The following is an 18138-nucleotide window of genomic DNA, read 5'->3' on the forward strand; positions in this document are numbered from 1 at the left end:
ATGCTCCTTTGCATTGGAATTGGACTTAACTTAGAAGAAATCTTATCTATTTAGGGATTTAAGGATTTGCTTGCTTGGACTCGCGCACGAGCACGACTAAGCACTTGTTGAGCCTTTAGCTTTTCAGTGGAAGGTTCTTGGCCTTCAAATTGACTTAAGTTTGTTTTGGCTTTTTCAAGTTCTGCTTCTGCAGAGGATGAGTTAATACTTTCTCCTAACTCTGCTCCATTCACTAGCACAGTTACATCATCAGCTTCGACTTCTGCGAATCCACCCATTAAGGCAATCGAATTCCAGTTGCCGTTTGTTAGAACTCTCATAACGCCTATATCTAGGGCTGTAACCATAGATATATGTCCAGGTAATACTCCAAGTAAACCAGTAGTACTTGGAAGAATTATCTCGTCTGCTGGACCATCGAAAACGCTTTTGTCGGGCGCCAGCACCCTAAGTGTGAGGGACATTAGTTAATAGCGTTGAAGGTGACTGATTGGTTAGGGATTTTGGAAGCCTTGGAGGAATCAAGAGATTTGATTATCCCTTTGCTTCTGCGGAAATTTTTTCTGCTTTCGCCTTGACTTCATCGATGTTGCCAACCAAATAGAAGGCTTGTTCTGGAAGGTGGTCGAGTTCTCCAGAAAGAATCATGTTGAAGCCAGCGATAGTGTCTTCTAACTTCACATATTTACCGGACATACCGGTAAATATTTCAGCTACAAAGAATGGCTGGGATAGGAATTTTTCGATCTTTCTTGCACGGTCAACAGTTCTACGATCTTCTTCAGAGAGTTCATCCAAACCAAGAATTGCAATGATGTCTTGAAGTTCTTTATATCGCTGGAGAGTGGATTGAACGCTTCTAGCAGTTTGATAGTGTTCGTCGCCAACAACTGAAGGTTGCAGCATGGTACTAGTGGAGTCCAACGGGTCAACTGCTGGATAAATGCCTTTGGCTGCTAATGCACGTGCTAAAACCGTTGTTGCATCAAGGTGGGCGAAAGTTGTAGCAGGGGCAGGATCAGTCAGATCGTCTGCGGGGACATATACAGCCTGAATAGATGTAATAGAGCCCTCAAGCGTAGAAGTGATCCTTTCTTGGAGTTCTCCAACGTCCGTACCTAATGTTGGTTGATACCCAACTGCTGAAGGCATTCTGCCTAAAAGTGCCGAAACTTCTGAACCAGCCTGCACAAATCTGAAGATGTTGTCTACAAAAAGAAGTACGTCTTGCTTATTTACATCCCGGAAGTGTTCAGCCATTGTTAAAGCTGAAAGGCCTACCCTCATCCTTGCTCCAGGAGGCTCATTCATCTGGCCGAAGCACAATGCAACTTTTGATTTTGTAAGGTCGTCGGCATTGATAACGCCTGATTCTTTGAATTCTTCGTAGAGGTCGTTCCCTTCACGAGTGCGCTCTCCGACACCGCCGAAAACTGATACACCGCCATGCTCTTTGGCGATGTTATTGATTAACTCCTGAATTAAAACTGTTTTACCAACACCAGCACCACCAAATAGACCAACTTTTCCTCCTTGGCGATATGGAGCAAGCAAGTCAATAACTTTGATCCCAGTTTCGAAAACCTTTGGCTTTGTTTCTAAATCTGTAAGTTTTGGGGCGGGGCGATGTATTGGGGCTGTTGCGGAACTTGTAACAGGACCTTGTTCGTCTACGGGTTCACCTAAGACATTAAAAATTCTGCCAAGTGTTGCTTCACCTACTGGAACCGAGATGGGTGCCCCTGTATCAAGTGCCTCCATCCCCCGGACAAGACCATCAGTGCCACTCATGGCAACAGCACGCACTCTGTGATCTCCTAGGAGCTGTTGTACTTCTGCTGTCAGAGCAACATCTTGCCCTGCAGGATTTTTGCCTTCTATGCGGAGAGCATTAAGTATTTTGGGCAGCTTGCCGGCAGGGAATTCCACATCCAATACCGGACCTATGACCTGGCGAACGACGCCCATGGTGCCGGATGAGGTAGTAGCAGCAGCAGCCATAAGAAAATTTGGTGAATTTAGGGGGCGGGCTATGAACTATTGCCCTTCCTTAGCGGCGCAAGATTACCACTGTGCCCGAACCATAAGCTTGGGTTCGGTCAACCGCACAGTTGAAATGTGGCGGAGCAGTGGTGTCTCCGAATAGGCTCGCACTCGTCGGGGCTGACTGCTAGCTCAGCTCTCGTTGTGGCGTTTTACGCCCTGTTGTTGATCCTCCTGCATTAATCCATGGCAGCTGTTTCTCTCAGCGTCTCCACTGTTAAGCCTCTCGGAGACCGCGTTTTTATTAAAGTCTCCGAATCGGAGGAGAAAACCGCCGGTGGCATTCTTTTGCCAGATACCGCTAAGGAAAAGCCACAGGTCGGAGAGGTCGCCCAGGTTGGTCCTGGTAAGCGCAATGAAGACGGATCTCGTCAGTCACCTGAAGTTGGAGTAGGAGACAAGGTCCTCTACAGCAAGTATGCAGGTACCGACATCAAGCTCGGTAGTGATGAATACGTTCTTTTGTCCGAGAAGGACATCCTTGCAGTTGTTAACTGAAGTTTTTCAGTTAACTCTGCCCTTCAATTGAATTAAAAACCATCCCTTTTCAGGAAAACGCTTCCCATGGCTAAGCGCATTATTTACAACGAGCAAGCCCGTCGAGCACTCGAACGTGGTATTGACATTCTGGCCGAATCAGTGGCCGTGACACTTGGTCCTAAAGGACGAAATGTTGTTTTAGAGAAAAAGTTTGGGGCCCCTCAAATTATCAATGATGGTGTAACCATTGCTAAGGAAATTGAGTTAGAGGATCACATTGAAAATACCGGTGTTGCATTGATCCGGCAGGCAGCTTCCAAAACAAATGATGCGGCTGGAGATGGTACAACTACAGCTACAGTTTTGGCACATGCGATGGTCAAAGCTGGTTTAAGAAATGTAGCTGCCGGAGCTAATGCAATAACCCTTAAAAAGGGAATAGATAAGGCTACTGAATTTTTGGTTCAGCAAATCCAAGATCATTCGAAGCCCATCAGCGATAGCAATGCAATTGCCCAATGCGGAACTATTGCTGCTGGTAATGATGAAGAAGTGGGTCGCATGATTGCCAATGCCATGGACAAGGTTGGAAAGGAAGGGGTGATTTCCCTTGAAGAAGGCAAATCCATGACAACTGAGCTAGAAGTCACTGAGGGCATGCGCTTTGACAAGGGGTATATATCTCCTTACTTCGCTACTGATACCGAGAGAATGGAAGCAGTTCTCGATGAGCCTTACATTCTTTTAACTGATAAAAAAATTGCTTTAGTTCAGGACTTGGTTCCTGTGCTTGAGCAGATTGCTCGTACAGGTAAACCACTTTTGATAATTGCAGAGGATATAGAGAAGGAAGCTTTAGCCACATTGGTAGTGAATCGTCTTAGAGGCGTCTTAAATGTTGCAGCTGTCAAGGCACCAGGTTTTGGCGATAGGCGCAAAGCCATGCTTGAGGACATGGCAGTTCTTACTAATGGTCAGTTGATTACTGAGGATGCTGGCCTGAAGATAGAAAATGCAACCTTGGAAATGCTAGGTACAGCTCGTAGAGTCACTATCAACAAGGACAACAGCACAATCGTCGCAGAAGGTAATGAAGAGGCTGTAAAAGCTAGATGCGAGCAGATTAAGAAGCAGATGGATGAAACTGACTCCACTTATGACAAGGAAAAGCTTCAAGAGCGTCTTGCCAAACTCGCTGGCGGAGTGGCAGTAGTAAAAGTTGGTGCCGCAACTGAAACAGAGATGAAAGATAAAAAACTTCGTCTCGAGGATGCTATTAACGCTACCAAGGCAGCTGTTGAAGAGGGAATAGTCCCTGGAGGAGGTACCACTTTGGCTCATCTTGCACCTGCATTGCAGGACTGGGCTTCAGCCAATCTCGCTGGAGAAGAGCTGATAGGTGCAAATATTGTTGAAGCTGCCCTTACCTCTCCTTTGATGAGGATTGCTGAGAATGCAGGCGCTAATGGTGCTGTAGTTGCTGAAAATGTTAAGAGTAAGCCTATTAGCGATGGTTATAATGCAGCTACAGGTGAATACGTTGACATGCTTGCAGCAGGCATAGTTGACCCTGCGAAAGTTACACGTTCTGGCTTGCAAAATGCTGCTTCTATAGCTGGAATGGTCCTTACGACCGAGTGTATTGTTGCTGATTTGCCAGAAAAGAAAGAAGCAGCACCTGCAGGAGCAGGAGCTGGCATGGGCGGTGATTTCGATTATTAATTGCATTTGGTTAGAACAAAAAAGAAGGGACCGAAAGGTCCCTTCTTTTTTGTTCTAACTTAAGTACTGATCCAGATTATTTTTGATGTATTTTTTTTGCTTATATTCTAATTTTGGATCTATTTAAGCCATCCTGCACTAAGAATAATTGCAAGGCTCAAGAAGATAGTTAGACAAGCCCAAGTCGTTTTACTAAGAGTTGCTTCTGCGCTGCTTGCACTTGTAAACATTGAACTACCACTTGCTGCCAAGCCTCCCATACCATCGCCTTTTGGGCTATGCAAAAGAACTAAAAGTATTAGGAGTAGGCCTGAAGCTACCCAGACCCAGGAAAGAATTGAAATAAGCATTTTTTCAGTCTAGAAAATTTTTTGGGAATCCCTGTTTTGGGAAAGAGAATTCTCTTTTATACGGGTTGAGGCAACCTTGGAGGGATTCTAGGTAATTCGATATTTTCTATTAATGAAGAACCTGTCATTGCCTCTGGTTTTGGGAGCTCTAGAAGCTGCAGAACTGTAGGAGCTATATCGGCTAGTCCTCCACCCTCTCTCAAGCGGATTTGATTCCCATGGCCAATTAGCTTTCTTTTTTCTCCTTCAACAAGAATTACAGGAACAGGATTGGTGGTATGGGCTGTCCAGGGTTGGCCATCAGGACCTTTCATTAGTTCAGCATTGCCATGATCAGCGGTAATGATCAAAGTTCCGCTCATTCGGCCAGTGGCATCTAAGAGGCGCCCTATGCAGTCGTCTACTTTCCTGATGGCCTCCTGTGCAGCTTCCATCACCCCTGTATGACCAACCATGTCAGGATTTGCGTAGTTGATGACAATTAAGGAATAGGAACCGCTTTCAATAGCTTCGATGCAGCCATTCGTAAGTGCATCTGCCGACATGGAAGGGGCTAGGTCATAGGTAGCAACTCTTGGAGATGGAACAAGGTGACGATCTTCCCCTTTTAGGGGCTTTTCTATCCCTCCATTTAAGAAGTAGGTGACATGAGGATATTTCTCTGTTTCAGCTGTGCGGAATTGACGTAGCCCGTGTTCTGAAACAACTTGTCCCAAGAGGTTGTCAAGTGATTCTGGCGGAAAGACAACTGATACAGGAAGTTCTGCTTCGTACTGAGTAAATGTCACAACATTGATATTTGGCTTGTATGGGCGGGCGAACTTATTGAAGTCTTTAATTGTTAGAGCTTGGATTAATTGTCTTGCTCTGTCTGGGCGAAAGTTAAACATTATTAGTCCATCACCTTCTTTGATGTAGCTAGAAGAAAGTCTTGTTGGCTCTAGAAACTCGTCTGTAGTTCCATTCCCATAACTTTTTTGCAAGACCTCAGTTGAGGTGCAATTACTGATAGGTAGATTTGGATTGGTTAATAGATCGAATGATTTAGCCGTTCTCTCCCATCGATTGTCTCGATCCATCGCCCAATATCTGCCTGCAATGCTTGCAAGTTTGCCAATTCCGATTTCTTCTAATTTTTGTTGTATTCCTTTCAGGTAAGTAGTTGCACTTTGAGTAGGGGTGTCTCTCCCATCCGTAATTGCATGGATAGCTATTTTTTTCAGGCCAGCTGATTTTGCCCAATCAAGTAACCCATATAAATGTTCTAGATGGCTATGCACCCCACCATCTGAACAGAGCCCAATTAAATGAAGGGTTTTCTCAGATGCTTTTAAAGATCCTGCAAGGTTTTTTAGGACATTGGTATCCCCAAGTTTGTTTTGATTGACTGCTTCGCTTATTCGGACTAACTCTTGTTGGATTATTCGGCCTGCACCAATTGTTAGATGGCCTACTTCCGAGTTGCCCATTTGGTTGTCTGGTAGGCCAACATCAGCTCCACTGGCTTGGATGAGTGTATGTGGATAGGCATGCCAAAGCGCATCGATGACAGGTGTTTCGGTACTTCGAATCGCATTATTCTCACTTTGCTCACGGTGCCCCCATCCATCAAGTATTGCCAGGACTACAGGAGCGATCTGGCAGGAAGGATTGAAATCTCCGGAAATACTTTTCGGCATTCTTAACCCGATGATTCCTCCTGTGTAGAGGATTCTTGTTTATTAAATTACTGGTTTTAGGAGGTTGGGCTGCAATTGTGCTGAGTTCTGTCAGTTTTTGCCAATCCCTTTAGTTTCAATAAAGGGTGGATCGAAATAAACTTTCCTTTGACAGCACGCGAAATGACTCAACCCAACAATGAATAATGATCAAAGGGTCGAGATACTTTCCGAACAAGAGCTTGGGCTGACAATTACGCGATTGGCTTCTCAAGTTATGGAATCGGTTAAAGATATTGGTGACTTAGTTCTGTTGGGTATACCGACTAGGGGAGTTCATCTTTCGCGTGTCCTCGCCAAGGAACTGGAATCTTTGTCGGGGAAAGCTATTGCTCAGGGAATTCTAGATCCCACTTTTCATCGAGATGATTTGATTCGTGTAGGTACAAGAATGGTTGAGCCGACAGAACTCCCTACCAGTGTTGAAGGGCGTCAGGTCGTCTTGGTAGATGATGTGATTTTTACTGGACGCACTGTGAGAGCTGCACTTGAAGCACTACAAGCTTGGGGAAGGCCTCAAAAAGTTTTGCTTTTAGTCATGGTTGATAGAGGACATCGGGAAGTCCCAATTCAACCAGATTTTTGTGGTAGGCAAGTCCCTACGCGCCGCACTGAAAATATTGAACTGCGCCTAAGTAAAATTGATGATGAAGAAGGGGTTTTTCTTCTTCAAGGATAATTAATCTAACCTACTATTAATTATTTAACTAAACCTAAATGCTGTCTTTTAAGTGCATTGCCAGTTCGCAAGTCTTCGCCGTCAACTTGTAGCATTGATTCAGAGTCGATATTGAATTTTAAACGGATACAATCTTCACCTGGTTGTCCAGGAGGATTTAAGGGTATTGAGGCCGATACCGTCTCCCACTCCTTAGTCGTTAAGGTATTGTTTGTTGATTTTAAAGTCGGCATCCCATCTATATAAATGACCTCGTGGGCTCCTTTCTCTTGAGGTTCTCCGAGCAGAAGTTCGATCTTGGTTTGATTAATACTACTGGCTGAAAGAATCATTTCTAGAGGGTCTGAGGTTGGCCATGGTTGACCAGGTAGAAAAATAGGGTGCCAGATATGTTGATTTGTCCTCTTTTCCCAACACCTTAGAGATACTCCTCTTTTGAGTACATCTCGAATAGTTACCCCAGGAGTAAGTTTTAAGGCCCCTATTGCAACAGCTTCTATTGGTGGAGGGGTAATTAGTTTGGTTGGTTTAACTTGTGTTTTAAGCCAATTTTTTATTAGAGGGATCTGAGTTCCTCCTCCAACTGTCACTATTGCGTGTAAATCTTTGAGGTCACAACCATTAGCTCTGCCACTAGCCAGAGTTTGCTTTAGTAGGCCCTCAAGACATTCCAACAAACCGCGCTCGATAAGAAGTCTTTCGAGCTCATTTCTAGAAAGTCGCAAAGATTTCTTTGATGTATTTGTTGTTTCAGCAGCAACTTCTAAAATTGTTTCTGAATCTTTTAGTGTTTGATCACTTAGGCGGCATTTAAGTGCTTCAGCTGCATTTAGAAGAGATTCAGTAAGAGGCTCTTTGGGAAATAAATAACTAGCTATCCAGTGATCAATATCCCTTCCCCCAAGAGTTAGTCCTGCTTTGCCCAGTACTTTTGCGCATCGAAGAGTCTGCTTGCTGATTCCCTCAAGGTCATGTCCAGCAAATCTAAGTAATTGCGCAACAGGAGCGGCACGACCTTCTCCACCTTCTAAGGCAACCATAGAAAGGTCGATTGTGCTCCCGCCAATATCTAGTACAAGTAGTTTTGAGCCTGGGGGCAGACCTGCCCCCATAGCGGCAGCAGTGGGCTCATCAACTAATGCTATTTCGTCTACTTTTAATGAGCTGCAAACATTAATTAGCCAAGTTCGATAGGCTTGATAACTTTCTACGGGTGCGGTTAGAACTAAACGTTTAATTCTTAACTCTTGGGGAAGTAGTTCCCATATCTTTTTAAGAAGCAATTCCCCTGCTGCGTTAGGAATTAGATCAGATTTATCATTTGCCGAAGAATTTGAATCTGTAGAACCTATAAAGCGTTTGAAATTACTTGAAAGCTTAGTACTACTCTCATTTGATAATCCGTAGTCAATAACCTGTTGCCCAAAAAGCTTTTGAGAAAGCTCTGTACCTTTTGAATAGACAAGACTTGGGACTTCCCCAGCTTTGCGGCAAATGTGCGGAAGATTAATTAACTTAGGAGAAAGATCCTTTTCCCCTTGAAAGGCTACAACTGTAGTTGTGTTACCGAGGTCTATTGCCAATGTCCCAAATTGATCTGGACTCTGAACCTTTTGATTTGGTCCTGAGAGTAATTTTTCCATTTTGTGGGTGTGTACTCAGGCAATTAGTGAGTAAGAGGACTGATGATGGATAGGTTCCAAACTTTGGTGTTTTCCTTCTACAGGGAAGAGCCAGATATAAAAGCGAAACTTCAGCCATTAAATCAGTGCAGGATTTCGCTTAGCTGGGGTGTGATCAGAATAGATTGTAAGGATTATCAGCACATGAGGCAGATTGCTGCATTGATAGTTTATTTGAGACATCCGTTTGCAGAATTGAGGCTTGGTAGAAGAATTGCCTTGCGCTCCCCAGGCTCGTTACAACAGTTTTTTGAGCTGAACCTCTCTTTGCGCAAAGATTTGACTTCTTAGAAGTTTTTGCTCACAGTCGATTAGTATCAATAGAACCTTTAATTCGGACTCTGTGATTTCTTCAGGCTTGGATTCGAAAGATCTCGCTAAGAGAGGAGAGAGTCTCATCCGTCAATCCACTAATAGGTATTTGACAACAGTTCGAATCGCTTTCAGAGCTAAGCAACGAAGGTTTGATGACTTTGATGGACTTTTAGAGGAGTCAAGTGTGAAGCCCGTTCAAAGGGCCATCGTGGAACTAAGTGATGAGCAGGATCAGCCTGATCTATTGCCTGGCTAGGTCAAGGATTAGTGATTCAATATGAAGGACTTGGTTGGCGAGTAGCTAGAGATTCTTCCCGAGCTTATTTCCCAGTCCTGCTAGGGGCTGATCGCTTTGCAATAGAGCTCACCCATCATGAATGGAATTCGCTCGAGAGTCTTATTCGCAATCTTCTTAAGGAGTACCAGGGCCTTTTAAATCAATTAATGGAAGAGGAATCTCTTTCGGTAGAGCTTGAGCGGAATGTTTGGTGGGGGTGTTTGGAGGGAGATCGCAAATCTTGGAGTCTTCAGCTTGTATTGGATGGAAAGGGTGAGCCTTCTCGGCGAGGGGTGGAAATCTATTGGCCATCGCCAGCCTCCAAAGCTGTTACAGATGCAATGAGAAAGATCTGGGATTCCAGTCAGACATAAGCTTTTTTAATCGCTTTCTAGGGAATGATCTCTCCATAAATTTTGCACTGTTATTTCACAGTTTTTCCACAAGCCCACCTGCGGAATTCCTTTAATTGTTTGAGGATGTGGAAAACGGAGTCCTTTGGCTTTTTGCTACTTGACGAGGGCTTCGGAAACGACCCACAAGAAGACCTGCGTCGAACTATTCGCCAAAAGATGAGTGTTGCTTTGAATCTTGAGTCGAGATGGTTTGAGACCGGTACTTTTTCAGAAACTTGACGACTGGCTATTTCAATCAAAACTAGTGGTCATTCAAAGGAGATTAGATGCCTGCAAATGATTTGAATGTGATGCCTGGTACTTCCTTGGAAGAGCAGATTTCCGAGATCATTCCAGAATTTGATGAAGAAGCATCGGATGGTTTGATTAGTTTTCAAGCAGAGTTACCAGCGGCCCTTCAAGCTGCCATGGTGGAATTTATAGAGCGTTATCCGAATTGGGATCAATATCGTTTAGTGCAAGCAGCACTGGCTGGATTCCTGGTTCAGAAAGGGGTGGAATCAAGGCAAATCACTCGCCTTTATGTGGGCAATATGTTTTGCTCTAATGCCTTGACAGAAAGCTTTTAGCTTGTTGAGTTTAACAAATAAGCTTTAGATCTTTATCTTGAGTCTATGAATTAAATCTAATGCTGTAACTTTGGGTACTGGGATAATTGACAATCGGTTGCCTTTTTTTAATATTCCTAATTGCTCTGGGCTGTAGATTTCTTTAAGCTCGTTCAAGCTTATTCGGATTTGAGCATGACATAAATATCTTAACTTAACACAGTCCCATCTTGGATTTTCGGGTGATGATTTTGGATCATAGTATTTTGACTGTTTATCAAATTGAGTAGGGTCTGTTTGGCTTTTTTGAATAACTTCCATTAGTCCGACAATTTCAGGAGGCTTGCAATTTGAGTGATAGAAGAATGCTTTATCTCCTATTTCCATTGAACGCATGAAGTTTCTTGCCTGGTAATTCCTGATTCCGTCCCAAAGAGTTTCTTTTTCCATGTGCAAGGTGTTTATCCCATATACATCTGGCTCGCTTTTCATTAGCCAGTAGTTTATGTCAGTCATAGCAAGGGATTTGGGCGAATTGCAGTGTGTGAACCTTGTGTGAACTTTTGGAAAACGAGCAGTTCTTAAGCCTGTCTTAATTGTGCCTTAAAAAGGCTTTTAAGCGAGTAGATCAGGGGTTGTGGCGTTGGTTCTGTAGCTCCATTTCGCGGTGGGATCACCGGTCGTCATCCCTTGTATTTGAGCAATGGATAAATCCCCACCGGTATAGAGCCCTTCCAAAGCACCTTTGGCATAGATGCCTATTCCAGAAACCCCTTTGGCTGTGGCTTGAGAAAAGGTCAGATCAGGAGTAAAGACACCAACGATCTTGATTTCATCAGTGACATCTAAACCCTCGATGATGTCGACTTTTTCGCCATTGGGGTTATTGCCAGCTTTGCCGTAAATCCAATTGGAGAGATGTTGATCGGATTTGATCACAATGAGGTCTTTGGCACCATCTTTCTCGGACCGATAGGTGTTCCAGCCAAAGTCACCATGGAGTTCATCGGCACCTGAACCTCCTGTAATGATGTCGCGTCCATTGCCACCATGAACTAAATCATCTCCAGCACCACTATCAAGAACATCCCAACCGGCTAAACCTCGAACGGTGTCAGCTCCCGTGCCACCTTCTATGACGGAACCTGATTTGACGGGTTGATTAAAAGTAGTTTGTTTGGCTTGAATTAAACCACCAGCAGATGATGCTCTAGAGACACGATTGATATTGATTGTTTGATCCCAGGTATTCGTTGTGATATCTAATTGGGAATCAGAAATATCTTTGATTTGACTAGATATAGCGGTAGAGTTACTAAACCAGTTGTCAACAATATCTTTTGTACTCTTGTTTTGAGAAAAGTCGAATTTAGTAGTAGAAGGAGTCGTGTTTTTAATTATTATACGGCCAGAACTTGCAACCAAATTTGATCTATTGGAATCAGAATATATTTTCACTTCCATATGCTCATAATCATTTAATTGATCTATCTCGAACTTATCATTCACGCTAAGCTCTCCATTGTTATTAAGTATTGCTGAACCTGTTAACCTGCCGGAGGTAAAGTCATCTCGATTTACATCGCTCAATGTATTCAAAACATAGCCTGGTGAAAATCTCCAATATAGCCTTTTCCCTTCTTTTTCACCGGTCACCTTAACCTTAAAGGTGAAACTATCTCCTTCCTTGAAGCTATCAGATTCAGATAATTTTCCATTTAAATTATTGTAAATATTTAAGGTGTATGTTTTATGTTCAGATGCTCCACCTGACGAGTTTAATAGTTCTTCTATATTCCATGTCTGATAATAACCTCTGTTGTTTTTTGCGTATATCTTTTCTATTGAGCTAAGTCTATCTTCGTCACCAGTTATAGTGTTTTTTACAATGTAAAGACCTTTTAAAATACCTTCGAAACCTGTAAACTTTAGACTCTCTACTTTATAATCATAAATGGCGGTATCAATTCCATCCATCCCTCCAATATAGTCATTACCTGAACCTCCCATAATCCTGTCGTTTCCTGAGTCTGCATAAATAGTGTCGTTGCCGCCGTCTCCATAAATAATGTCATTACCTGAACCTCCCCTAATCGTGTCGTTTCCTGAGCCTGCATAAATAGTGTCGTTGCCGCCTTCTCCCAAAATAATGTCATTTCCACCATGACTTGCAATTGTGTCGTCGTAGGCTGTCCCATAAATTGTGTCAGAATTTCTTAGTAAGATCTTTTGGAAATCGTATGGACTTTTTAAAACGTCAGATACAGTAACATTTGAATTCCTGCTGTTGCTACTCCCTAATGTCCCATAACTCGTGTAAATAGAGGTTATTTTCGATCTTTTATATCTACTAGTCGAGCTGTAATCGAAATTACCATATATATATTGATAGTAAGAACTTGTCCTCCCTTTTGTTCTGATTGTTCCTTTGTGAAAAATATAACTTTGATAATATTTAGACTTGCTAGTGTCTACATCAATATCTGGAATTGTACTAGGTACAACACCAACCTCCACAGGGAGTTTGTACCGTCTATAATCTTCTATTGCCAAAGTTTGCCTCCTTTTGATTCTCCTACAAGGACAAGGGCAGGCTTCCCCTTCCTAGGTTATCTAGTCAACCTAGCAGTCATTTAGAAGCTCTTGCCTTGCCATTCACAATTTGGACTAGATAAATAGGCTGGAGCGAATTCGCTTTTCTGGATCTTCCAATAACACCTCTAAACCCCTCAAAAAAGCTGATTCAGCCATTGGCTCTCTTCCTAATGGTTTAAATAATCAACCCTAAATCTCAGCACATGCAGCATGTCGTTATCTATGTACTAGGCGTCTTTTAAATGCAGTAAATAAAAATGGTGTGAACTTTGTGTGAACGGATTTTTCAAATTCCTTGTAATCGCTTTCCCTCACTCAAATGCCGCTTTTCATTAGCCAATAATTTATCTCAGTCATAGCAAGGGATTTGGGCGAAAATGGGCGGTTTGAATAAGGTTTGAATAAACCCTCGATCTCAGGGGCTCATAGATTGTCTAGTTACCAAAACGATAGTGCTTTCGGACTGCCTTATGCACTTCCCATGTACAAGACATCCCTTGAGGGAAGACAACTAGATCACCGACTCCAAACCTGACTGGCTGCCCTCCATCAGGAGTAACGCTCACATCTCCTTCGAGAATTAAACAAGTTTCTTTGTCGCTATATGTCCAAGGGAACTCACTGGGATCACAAGTCCATATCGGCCATTGCTTTATTCCTAGTTCGTTGATAGTGCTTTCAGGGCAGGGTGATGTTAGGGAGATTTCCAATTAATTATCTCGAGCTCAACCTCTTTCTAGCTGTTTTTAGCAGCGCGTCTTTGAATAGCGTCGAAGCTGATTTTTATGACCAATGGAAGAATTAACCAAAAGAGTGGAAGAGCTTGAGAAGAGAGTCCAGCATTTAGAAGCAATGCTGCGATTCCAAGTAAGAAAAAGCAAATGATCTCCATAGCTATTCACTGACTTCAGAGACTTCTTCTCTTGCATCAAGAACCGGTCTTAGTAGTTGGATTCGCCTTTTAATGTTGGCTATTGCGGCAGCTTCTTGAGTCACTTCGTCATCGCAACCCTCAAAGATTTCATCTGATTGAACTTTTAGCCAATTTAAAAAGTCTTCGGCTGTACATGACTTGTTAAACCCTCCCATCCATGAGTGAAAGGCGTTGTGGAGCTTAGAGTCAATCGCAATTACATTATTAATTTCATATTGAAAAAATTCATAATTACTTTTGTCATACAAATGATGCGCAGTTAGGGAAAAGTCTAGGTTTGTATTGCTTTTTTTTCTTTTGGTTACCTCGCAATATTGTTTCGCTTTCTTTTTGGCTAATTTAGTTACCTCTGAAAGCTTCTTATTGTCAGCTATTAGTGGTTTTGATACTTCTTTTAGTGTTTGAAGAATAGATTCAGAGACTGCTGAATTCCATGACTTTGTTGATCTGCTTTTGCAAATACTTTGTAAAGCCATGGATAAGCGCTTTATCCCATTAGCGGAATAACTAAGACCAGTTTCATCAGGTAAATCAATAAAATGATCATCATGTTTCATTGGAGGTCTTCCATGTTCTTCCCCTCTTTGCTCATGTTCCAATGCAGCTTTTAATAGATCCTGCCTATTTGCTAAACGAAGGATATAGCGAGTTTGCTGAGTATTAACAAATGCTTTCCCACTTTGTATGGTCACTCCTTTTTTAAGGCCACCAATATCAGCCACTCTTTCCATTACACATGACCTGACATATTTTTTGTGTCTTCGATCAAAAAAAGTTTTTATCAGCTTCCTCCATGGCCTCTCCTTGTCAACAGTTTCTTCGACATACTTAGCTAATTCAAGTGCGCCTGCCTTTGTGAACTTTCTTGCACCATGCTTTTTATTTATATAGATAAAATGTTCTTCCACATTCAGTGTCCAATCGTCATCAGGATCTTCATCAAAGAAATCACAAAATCTATAAATATCTTTGACACTCACTCTTAATATATCTGCTAATTTCTCGGCAGATATCAGAGTTGATTTAGGCTGATTAGAAACTTTATTCATTTAATTAAAGATTACCAGTAAAGAATCTCTCATTTCTTTTAACTTCTCAAAGATATTTCTATCACCACCGTTGTAGCCTGTATCTGGATGATATTTGAAAGATAATTTCTTAAATGCGCTTTGAATGTCTTGTTTAGTACCTGTATTTTTGTCGACATTGAAAACTTCCCAAGGTCTAAAGTTCTTAAAGATATCAATGCCATTGATAACTCCATAGCCGGAAGTAAGGTTTTTTTCTTCTCCTGGAAGTTCAACCCATTCTCTGAAATAGTGCTCCCAAGTAAGCCTTTTGGCAGCGCTAAGACCTGTATTTTTATGGTATATCTTCCACTCCTGATCTTCTTTGAGCTGAGTATAGTTGGTTTTATTCCATGCAATGGCAACAGCAGTTTTTATATCTTTTAATGGCATCTCTACAAGAGTTAAAGGAGGTGGAGAAAGTGCAAACTTAATTAATTCAATTACTTTATCTTCTGGGGAATTATAAACATTACAAAAAACCTGAATCTTTTCAAGTGTTGAGGAGTCAATTCCTCTTGGATCCCTAGAAGATTTTTTCCCTTTTGGCAAAATTCTTTCTAATAGCAATCCTTATTAGGATAGCAGCGCTGAAACTCTTAAGTATATATTTTTGCTTTTTGTTGGACTGCATTTCTTTGTTCCCAGAGAATGCGCCTCTTAATTGAAGTGAATAGGAGTTTGAGTAAAGTTTGAGTAAATCTTGACGATTCGCTGAGAGTAGTTGCTACCACTCAAATGCCGCTTTTCATTAGCCAGTAGTTTATCTCAGTCATAGCAAGGGATTTGGGCGAATTGCAGTGTGTGAACCTTGTGTGAACTTTTGGAAAACGAGCAGTTCTTAAGCCTGTCTTAATTGTGCCTTAAAAAGGCTTTTAAGCGAGTAGATCAGGGGTCGTGGCGTTGGTTCTGTAGCTCCATTTGGCGGTGGGATCACCGGTCGTCATCCCTTGTATTTGAGCAATGGATAAATCCCCACCGGTATAGAGCCCTTCCAAAGCACCTTTGGCGTAGATGCCCACACCACTAACTCCTTTTGCTGTGGCTTGAGCAAAGCTCAGATCAGGAGTAAAGACTCCAACAATTTTGATTTCATCAAAGGCATCTAAGCCTTCCATGATGTCAACTTTCTCACCATTGGGGTTATTGCCAGCTTTGCCATAAATCCAATTGGAGAGATGTTGATCGGATTTGATCACGATGAGATCTTTGGCGCCATCTTTCTCGGAGCGATAGGTATTCCAACCAAAGTCACCATGCAGTTCATCGGCACCTGAACCACCGGTAATGATGTCGCGTCCATTGCCACCATGAACTAAATCATCTCCAGCTCCACTATCTAAAACATCCCAACCTGCTAAACCGCGAACAGTATCAACACCATTACCACCATCAATAACGGAACCCGATTTCACCGGCTGATTAAAAGTAATTTGTTTGGCTTGAATTAAACCACCAGAAGACGCAGCTCGGGAGACACGATTGATATTGATTGTTTGATCCCAAGTATTGGTAGTAATAGCTAATTGGGAATCAGAAATATCTTTGCTTTGAGAGGTAATAGCTGTTGAAGTTGAGAACCAATTATCAACTATACTACTAACTTTATCTGATTCCTGAAAGTTATATTTACTAGACGAAGTCTTTTCTTCAATTTTGTCAATATAACCAAATCTCACATAGTCTATTGTTGGCTTTAAGGAAGTAGGTCCATCATCAAAACTGCTAATATCTATGGGATAATAAAGATATGCCATGTCACCATTTATATCATCTTCTATGCGAATCTCATATTTGTAATTAGTAGAATATTTGTCCTTTTTCTCAAGAACTACTGGTTCATCTAATTTAATATTTTTTGTAAGCCAGCTCAAATCACTTAGACTTACTTCATTATTTATAGGATCGGGGTATTTCGCTGCTTGGATATACAGATCTCCTCCAGGATCTGAAAATCCATTTACAGTTCCAAATGAAGGGTATCTGTAGTTGCCATATATTTTTCCGTTAAAAGTATAGTATTTACCTGATTCCTTATCATTAAATGAATGAGCAGAACGCCAATTTTTATTGTATATAGACTCTTGTCCCCAAGGCCATGGAGTACCTGCATAATCTGTAAAATGACCTTCTTTAAATAGACCATCTTTTGAAATAACAAGATTTAATTTTGTCAAATTAGATTCATAATCTTCCTTCGCCCATTTTCTTATTCTTTGTGTGTTAGTTTTTTTGTTATTTATATATAGTTCAAAGTCAAAGAACTTTTCTGGTTTTCCGTTTATTGTCTGGAGCCCCCAGGTACCATTTTCTTGCTCGATTTCAGGCTGCACATTGCCTTGAATAACTAAGTCACCTTCCTTAGATATAGTCATATCATATAAATCTGTATGCCATCCGGAATGTATTAAATTAACCCACCCCCGATCACCGTTTGAATTATACTTAACTAGTAATATTTGACTGTCATAGTCCTTAGGATGAGGGTTCCCATGATAAATATTTTGCTTAAGATCTTCAAATTTTCCTCCTCTAATATGGAAGGCTGCGAAGATATTCCCATTCTTATCTATTTCAATGTCAACCCAATCACCATCAAAATCTCCGCTATCAATTTGTTTCACCCACTTTAATTGACCTTTAGATGAAACTTTTGCAATAAACGCATCATTATCATCAGCCCATAATCCCATTGCATTCCTTCTAAACATTCCCCCTATATAAATATCATTATTTTGGTCTATTTCTATATCTTCTATTACTGTAGTTGGATCTCTATAGCTTGTTCTAGGGTAATTCGCTCCAAAAGGTAATTCCCAATTTAGTTTTCCACTTGAGTCGTATGAGCTAAGTGTATCTCCTCTATATGCGCCCCCATTATGTGAGAAGCTTTGACTGATTACTAAGCCTCCATTTGTATCAATCGCAAATTGATCAATTGCCCCTTTTTTTTGTAGATAAATTGTTTGTGGCATACACTAATTTGACTCCTTTTTTGTCCACATAGCTTTTAGCCCCCATCTCACGCTTTACGCGCAACGAGTAAATCTTAAGCAAATATTAAATCATCTTTCATCTAGATTGTCTAGTTGGCTTTACTAGAGCATGTTGCGCTGGCTTTTAAGAAACCAAGCATTGACTTGGAACGTTGGAATAGGTCTATGTATTGCTCTTGGCTTGGCTCGCTACCTGAGGCATTGATAGAACACCATCAGTCATGAAAAGAGTGGTGTGTATTTAGTGTGTATGGATTTTTCAAATTCCTTGAAATCCCTCTCCACTACTCAAATGGCGCTTTCATTAGCCACCAGT

At 41.7% G+C, this 18138-nt stretch carries 17 protein-coding genes; 6 read left to right on the top strand and 11 right to left on the bottom strand.

The genetic code is table 11. From position 1 onward, the window contains the following. Window positions 1-50: 50 nt before the first annotated feature. Both atpC and atpD read right to left on the bottom strand, forming a co-directional pair. On the bottom strand, window positions 51-464 hold the full coding sequence (gene atpC / locus SOI83_RS08180; RefSeq protein ID WP_320676182.1) for an ATP synthase F1 subunit epsilon: 414 nt from the start codon (window positions 462-464) through the stop codon (window positions 51-53). Window positions 465-534: 70 nt separating this feature from the next. Then, window positions 535-2001 carry a F0F1 ATP synthase subunit beta gene (gene atpD / locus SOI83_RS08185; protein WP_320676183.1) on the bottom strand — a complete coding sequence of 489 codons (1467 nt, stop codon included), beginning with the start codon at window positions 1999-2001 and terminating at the stop codon, window positions 535-537. Between the two features lie 228 nt (window positions 2002-2229). Here atpD and groES point away from each other — a divergent pair, with 228 nt between their 5' ends. Next, window positions 2230-2541, top strand: a complete 312-nt coding sequence (gene groES, locus SOI83_RS08190) for a co-chaperone GroES (protein WP_320676184.1) — start codon at window positions 2230-2232, stop codon at window positions 2539-2541. 66 nt (window positions 2542-2607) lie between these two features. Further along, window positions 2608-4245, top strand: a complete 1638-nt coding sequence (gene groL, locus SOI83_RS08195) for a chaperonin GroEL (RefSeq protein WP_320676185.1) — start codon at window positions 2608-2610, stop codon at window positions 4243-4245. A 119-nt stretch (window positions 4246-4364) separates the two neighbouring features. Here groL and secG read toward each other — a convergent pair whose 3' ends face one another. Together secG and gpmI are read right to left on the bottom strand one after the other, a co-directional pair. Beyond that, on the bottom strand, window positions 4365-4595 hold the full coding sequence (gene secG / locus SOI83_RS08200) for a preprotein translocase subunit SecG (protein WP_320676186.1): 231 nt from the start codon (window positions 4593-4595) through the stop codon (window positions 4365-4367). Window positions 4596-4651: 56 nt separating this feature from the next. Next, the gene (gene gpmI, locus SOI83_RS08205) at window positions 4652-6274 is read right to left on the bottom strand and encodes a 2,3-bisphosphoglycerate-independent phosphoglycerate mutase (protein WP_320676187.1); all 1623 of its coding nucleotides are present in this window, start codon (window positions 6272-6274) and stop codon (window positions 4652-4654) included. A gap of 178 nt (window positions 6275-6452) precedes the next feature. Between gpmI and pyrR the strand changes: the two genes are divergently transcribed. Beyond that, window positions 6453-6992, top strand: a complete 540-nt coding sequence (gene pyrR / locus SOI83_RS08210; protein ID WP_320676188.1) for a bifunctional pyr operon transcriptional regulator/uracil phosphoribosyltransferase PyrR — start codon at window positions 6453-6455, stop codon at window positions 6990-6992. 20 nt (window positions 6993-7012) lie between these two features. Here the strand turns inward: pyrR and SOI83_RS08215 are convergent, their stop codons facing one another. Next, window positions 7013-8635 (bottom strand): Hsp70 family protein, encoded by a 1623-nt coding sequence (locus SOI83_RS08215; RefSeq protein ID WP_320676189.1) that lies wholly within the window; start codon window positions 8633-8635, stop codon window positions 7013-7015. 382 nt (window positions 8636-9017) lie between these two features. Here SOI83_RS08215 and SOI83_RS08220 point away from each other — a divergent pair, with 382 nt between their 5' ends. The 3 genes from SOI83_RS08220 to SOI83_RS08230 all read left to right on the top strand — a co-directional run bounded on the left by SOI83_RS08220 (window position 9018) and on the right by SOI83_RS08230 (window position 10251). Beyond that, window positions 9018-9245, top strand: a complete 228-nt coding sequence (locus tag SOI83_RS08220) for a DNA-directed RNA polymerase subunit omega (protein ID WP_320676190.1) — start codon at window positions 9018-9020, stop codon at window positions 9243-9245. Window positions 9246-9256: 11 nt separating this feature from the next. Beyond that, entirely contained in the window at window positions 9257-9640 is a 384-nt protein-coding gene (locus SOI83_RS08225; protein ID WP_320676191.1) for a DUF1818 family protein, read from the top strand. A 308-nt stretch (window positions 9641-9948) separates the two neighbouring features. Then, window positions 9949-10251, top strand: a complete 303-nt coding sequence (locus SOI83_RS08230) for a DUF2811 domain-containing protein (protein ID WP_320676192.1) — start codon at window positions 9949-9951, stop codon at window positions 10249-10251. Between the two features lie 24 nt (window positions 10252-10275). Here the strand turns inward: SOI83_RS08230 and SOI83_RS08235 are convergent, their stop codons facing one another. The 6 genes from SOI83_RS08235 to SOI83_RS08260 all read right to left on the bottom strand — a co-directional run bounded on the left by SOI83_RS08235 (window position 10276) and on the right by SOI83_RS08260 (window position 17801). Then, the gene (locus SOI83_RS08235) at window positions 10276-10746 is read right to left on the bottom strand and encodes an EVE domain-containing protein (protein WP_320676193.1); all 471 of its coding nucleotides are present in this window, start codon (window positions 10744-10746) and stop codon (window positions 10276-10278) included. 99 nt (window positions 10747-10845) lie between these two features. Beyond that, window positions 10846-12783: a hypothetical protein gene (locus SOI83_RS08240; RefSeq protein WP_320676194.1), complete on the bottom strand. Its 1938-nt coding sequence runs from the start codon at window positions 12781-12783 to the stop codon at window positions 10846-10848. Window positions 12784-13259: 476 nt separating this feature from the next. Continuing rightward, complete coding sequence (locus SOI83_RS08245; RefSeq protein ID WP_320676195.1) at window positions 13260-13535, bottom strand: cupin domain-containing protein; 276 nt, start codon at window positions 13533-13535, stop codon at window positions 13260-13262. Between the two features lie 184 nt (window positions 13536-13719). Beyond that, entirely contained in the window at window positions 13720-14808 is a 1089-nt protein-coding gene (locus SOI83_RS08250) for a hypothetical protein (RefSeq protein ID WP_320676196.1), read from the bottom strand. Further along, window positions 14809-15378, bottom strand: a complete 570-nt coding sequence (locus tag SOI83_RS08255; RefSeq protein ID WP_320676197.1) for a DnaJ domain-containing protein — start codon at window positions 15376-15378, stop codon at window positions 14809-14811. A gap of 323 nt (window positions 15379-15701) precedes the next feature. After that, window positions 15702-17801, bottom strand: coding sequence for a calcium-binding protein (locus SOI83_RS08260; protein WP_320676198.1), 2100 nt, complete (start codon window positions 17799-17801; stop codon window positions 15702-15704). Window positions 17802-18138: the final 337 nt, after the last annotated feature.

Origin of the sequence: Prochlorococcus sp. MIT 1300, assembly GCF_034092375.1 — a bacterium.
Lineage (GTDB): Bacteria > Cyanobacteriota > Cyanobacteriia > PCC-6307 > Cyanobiaceae > MIT-1300.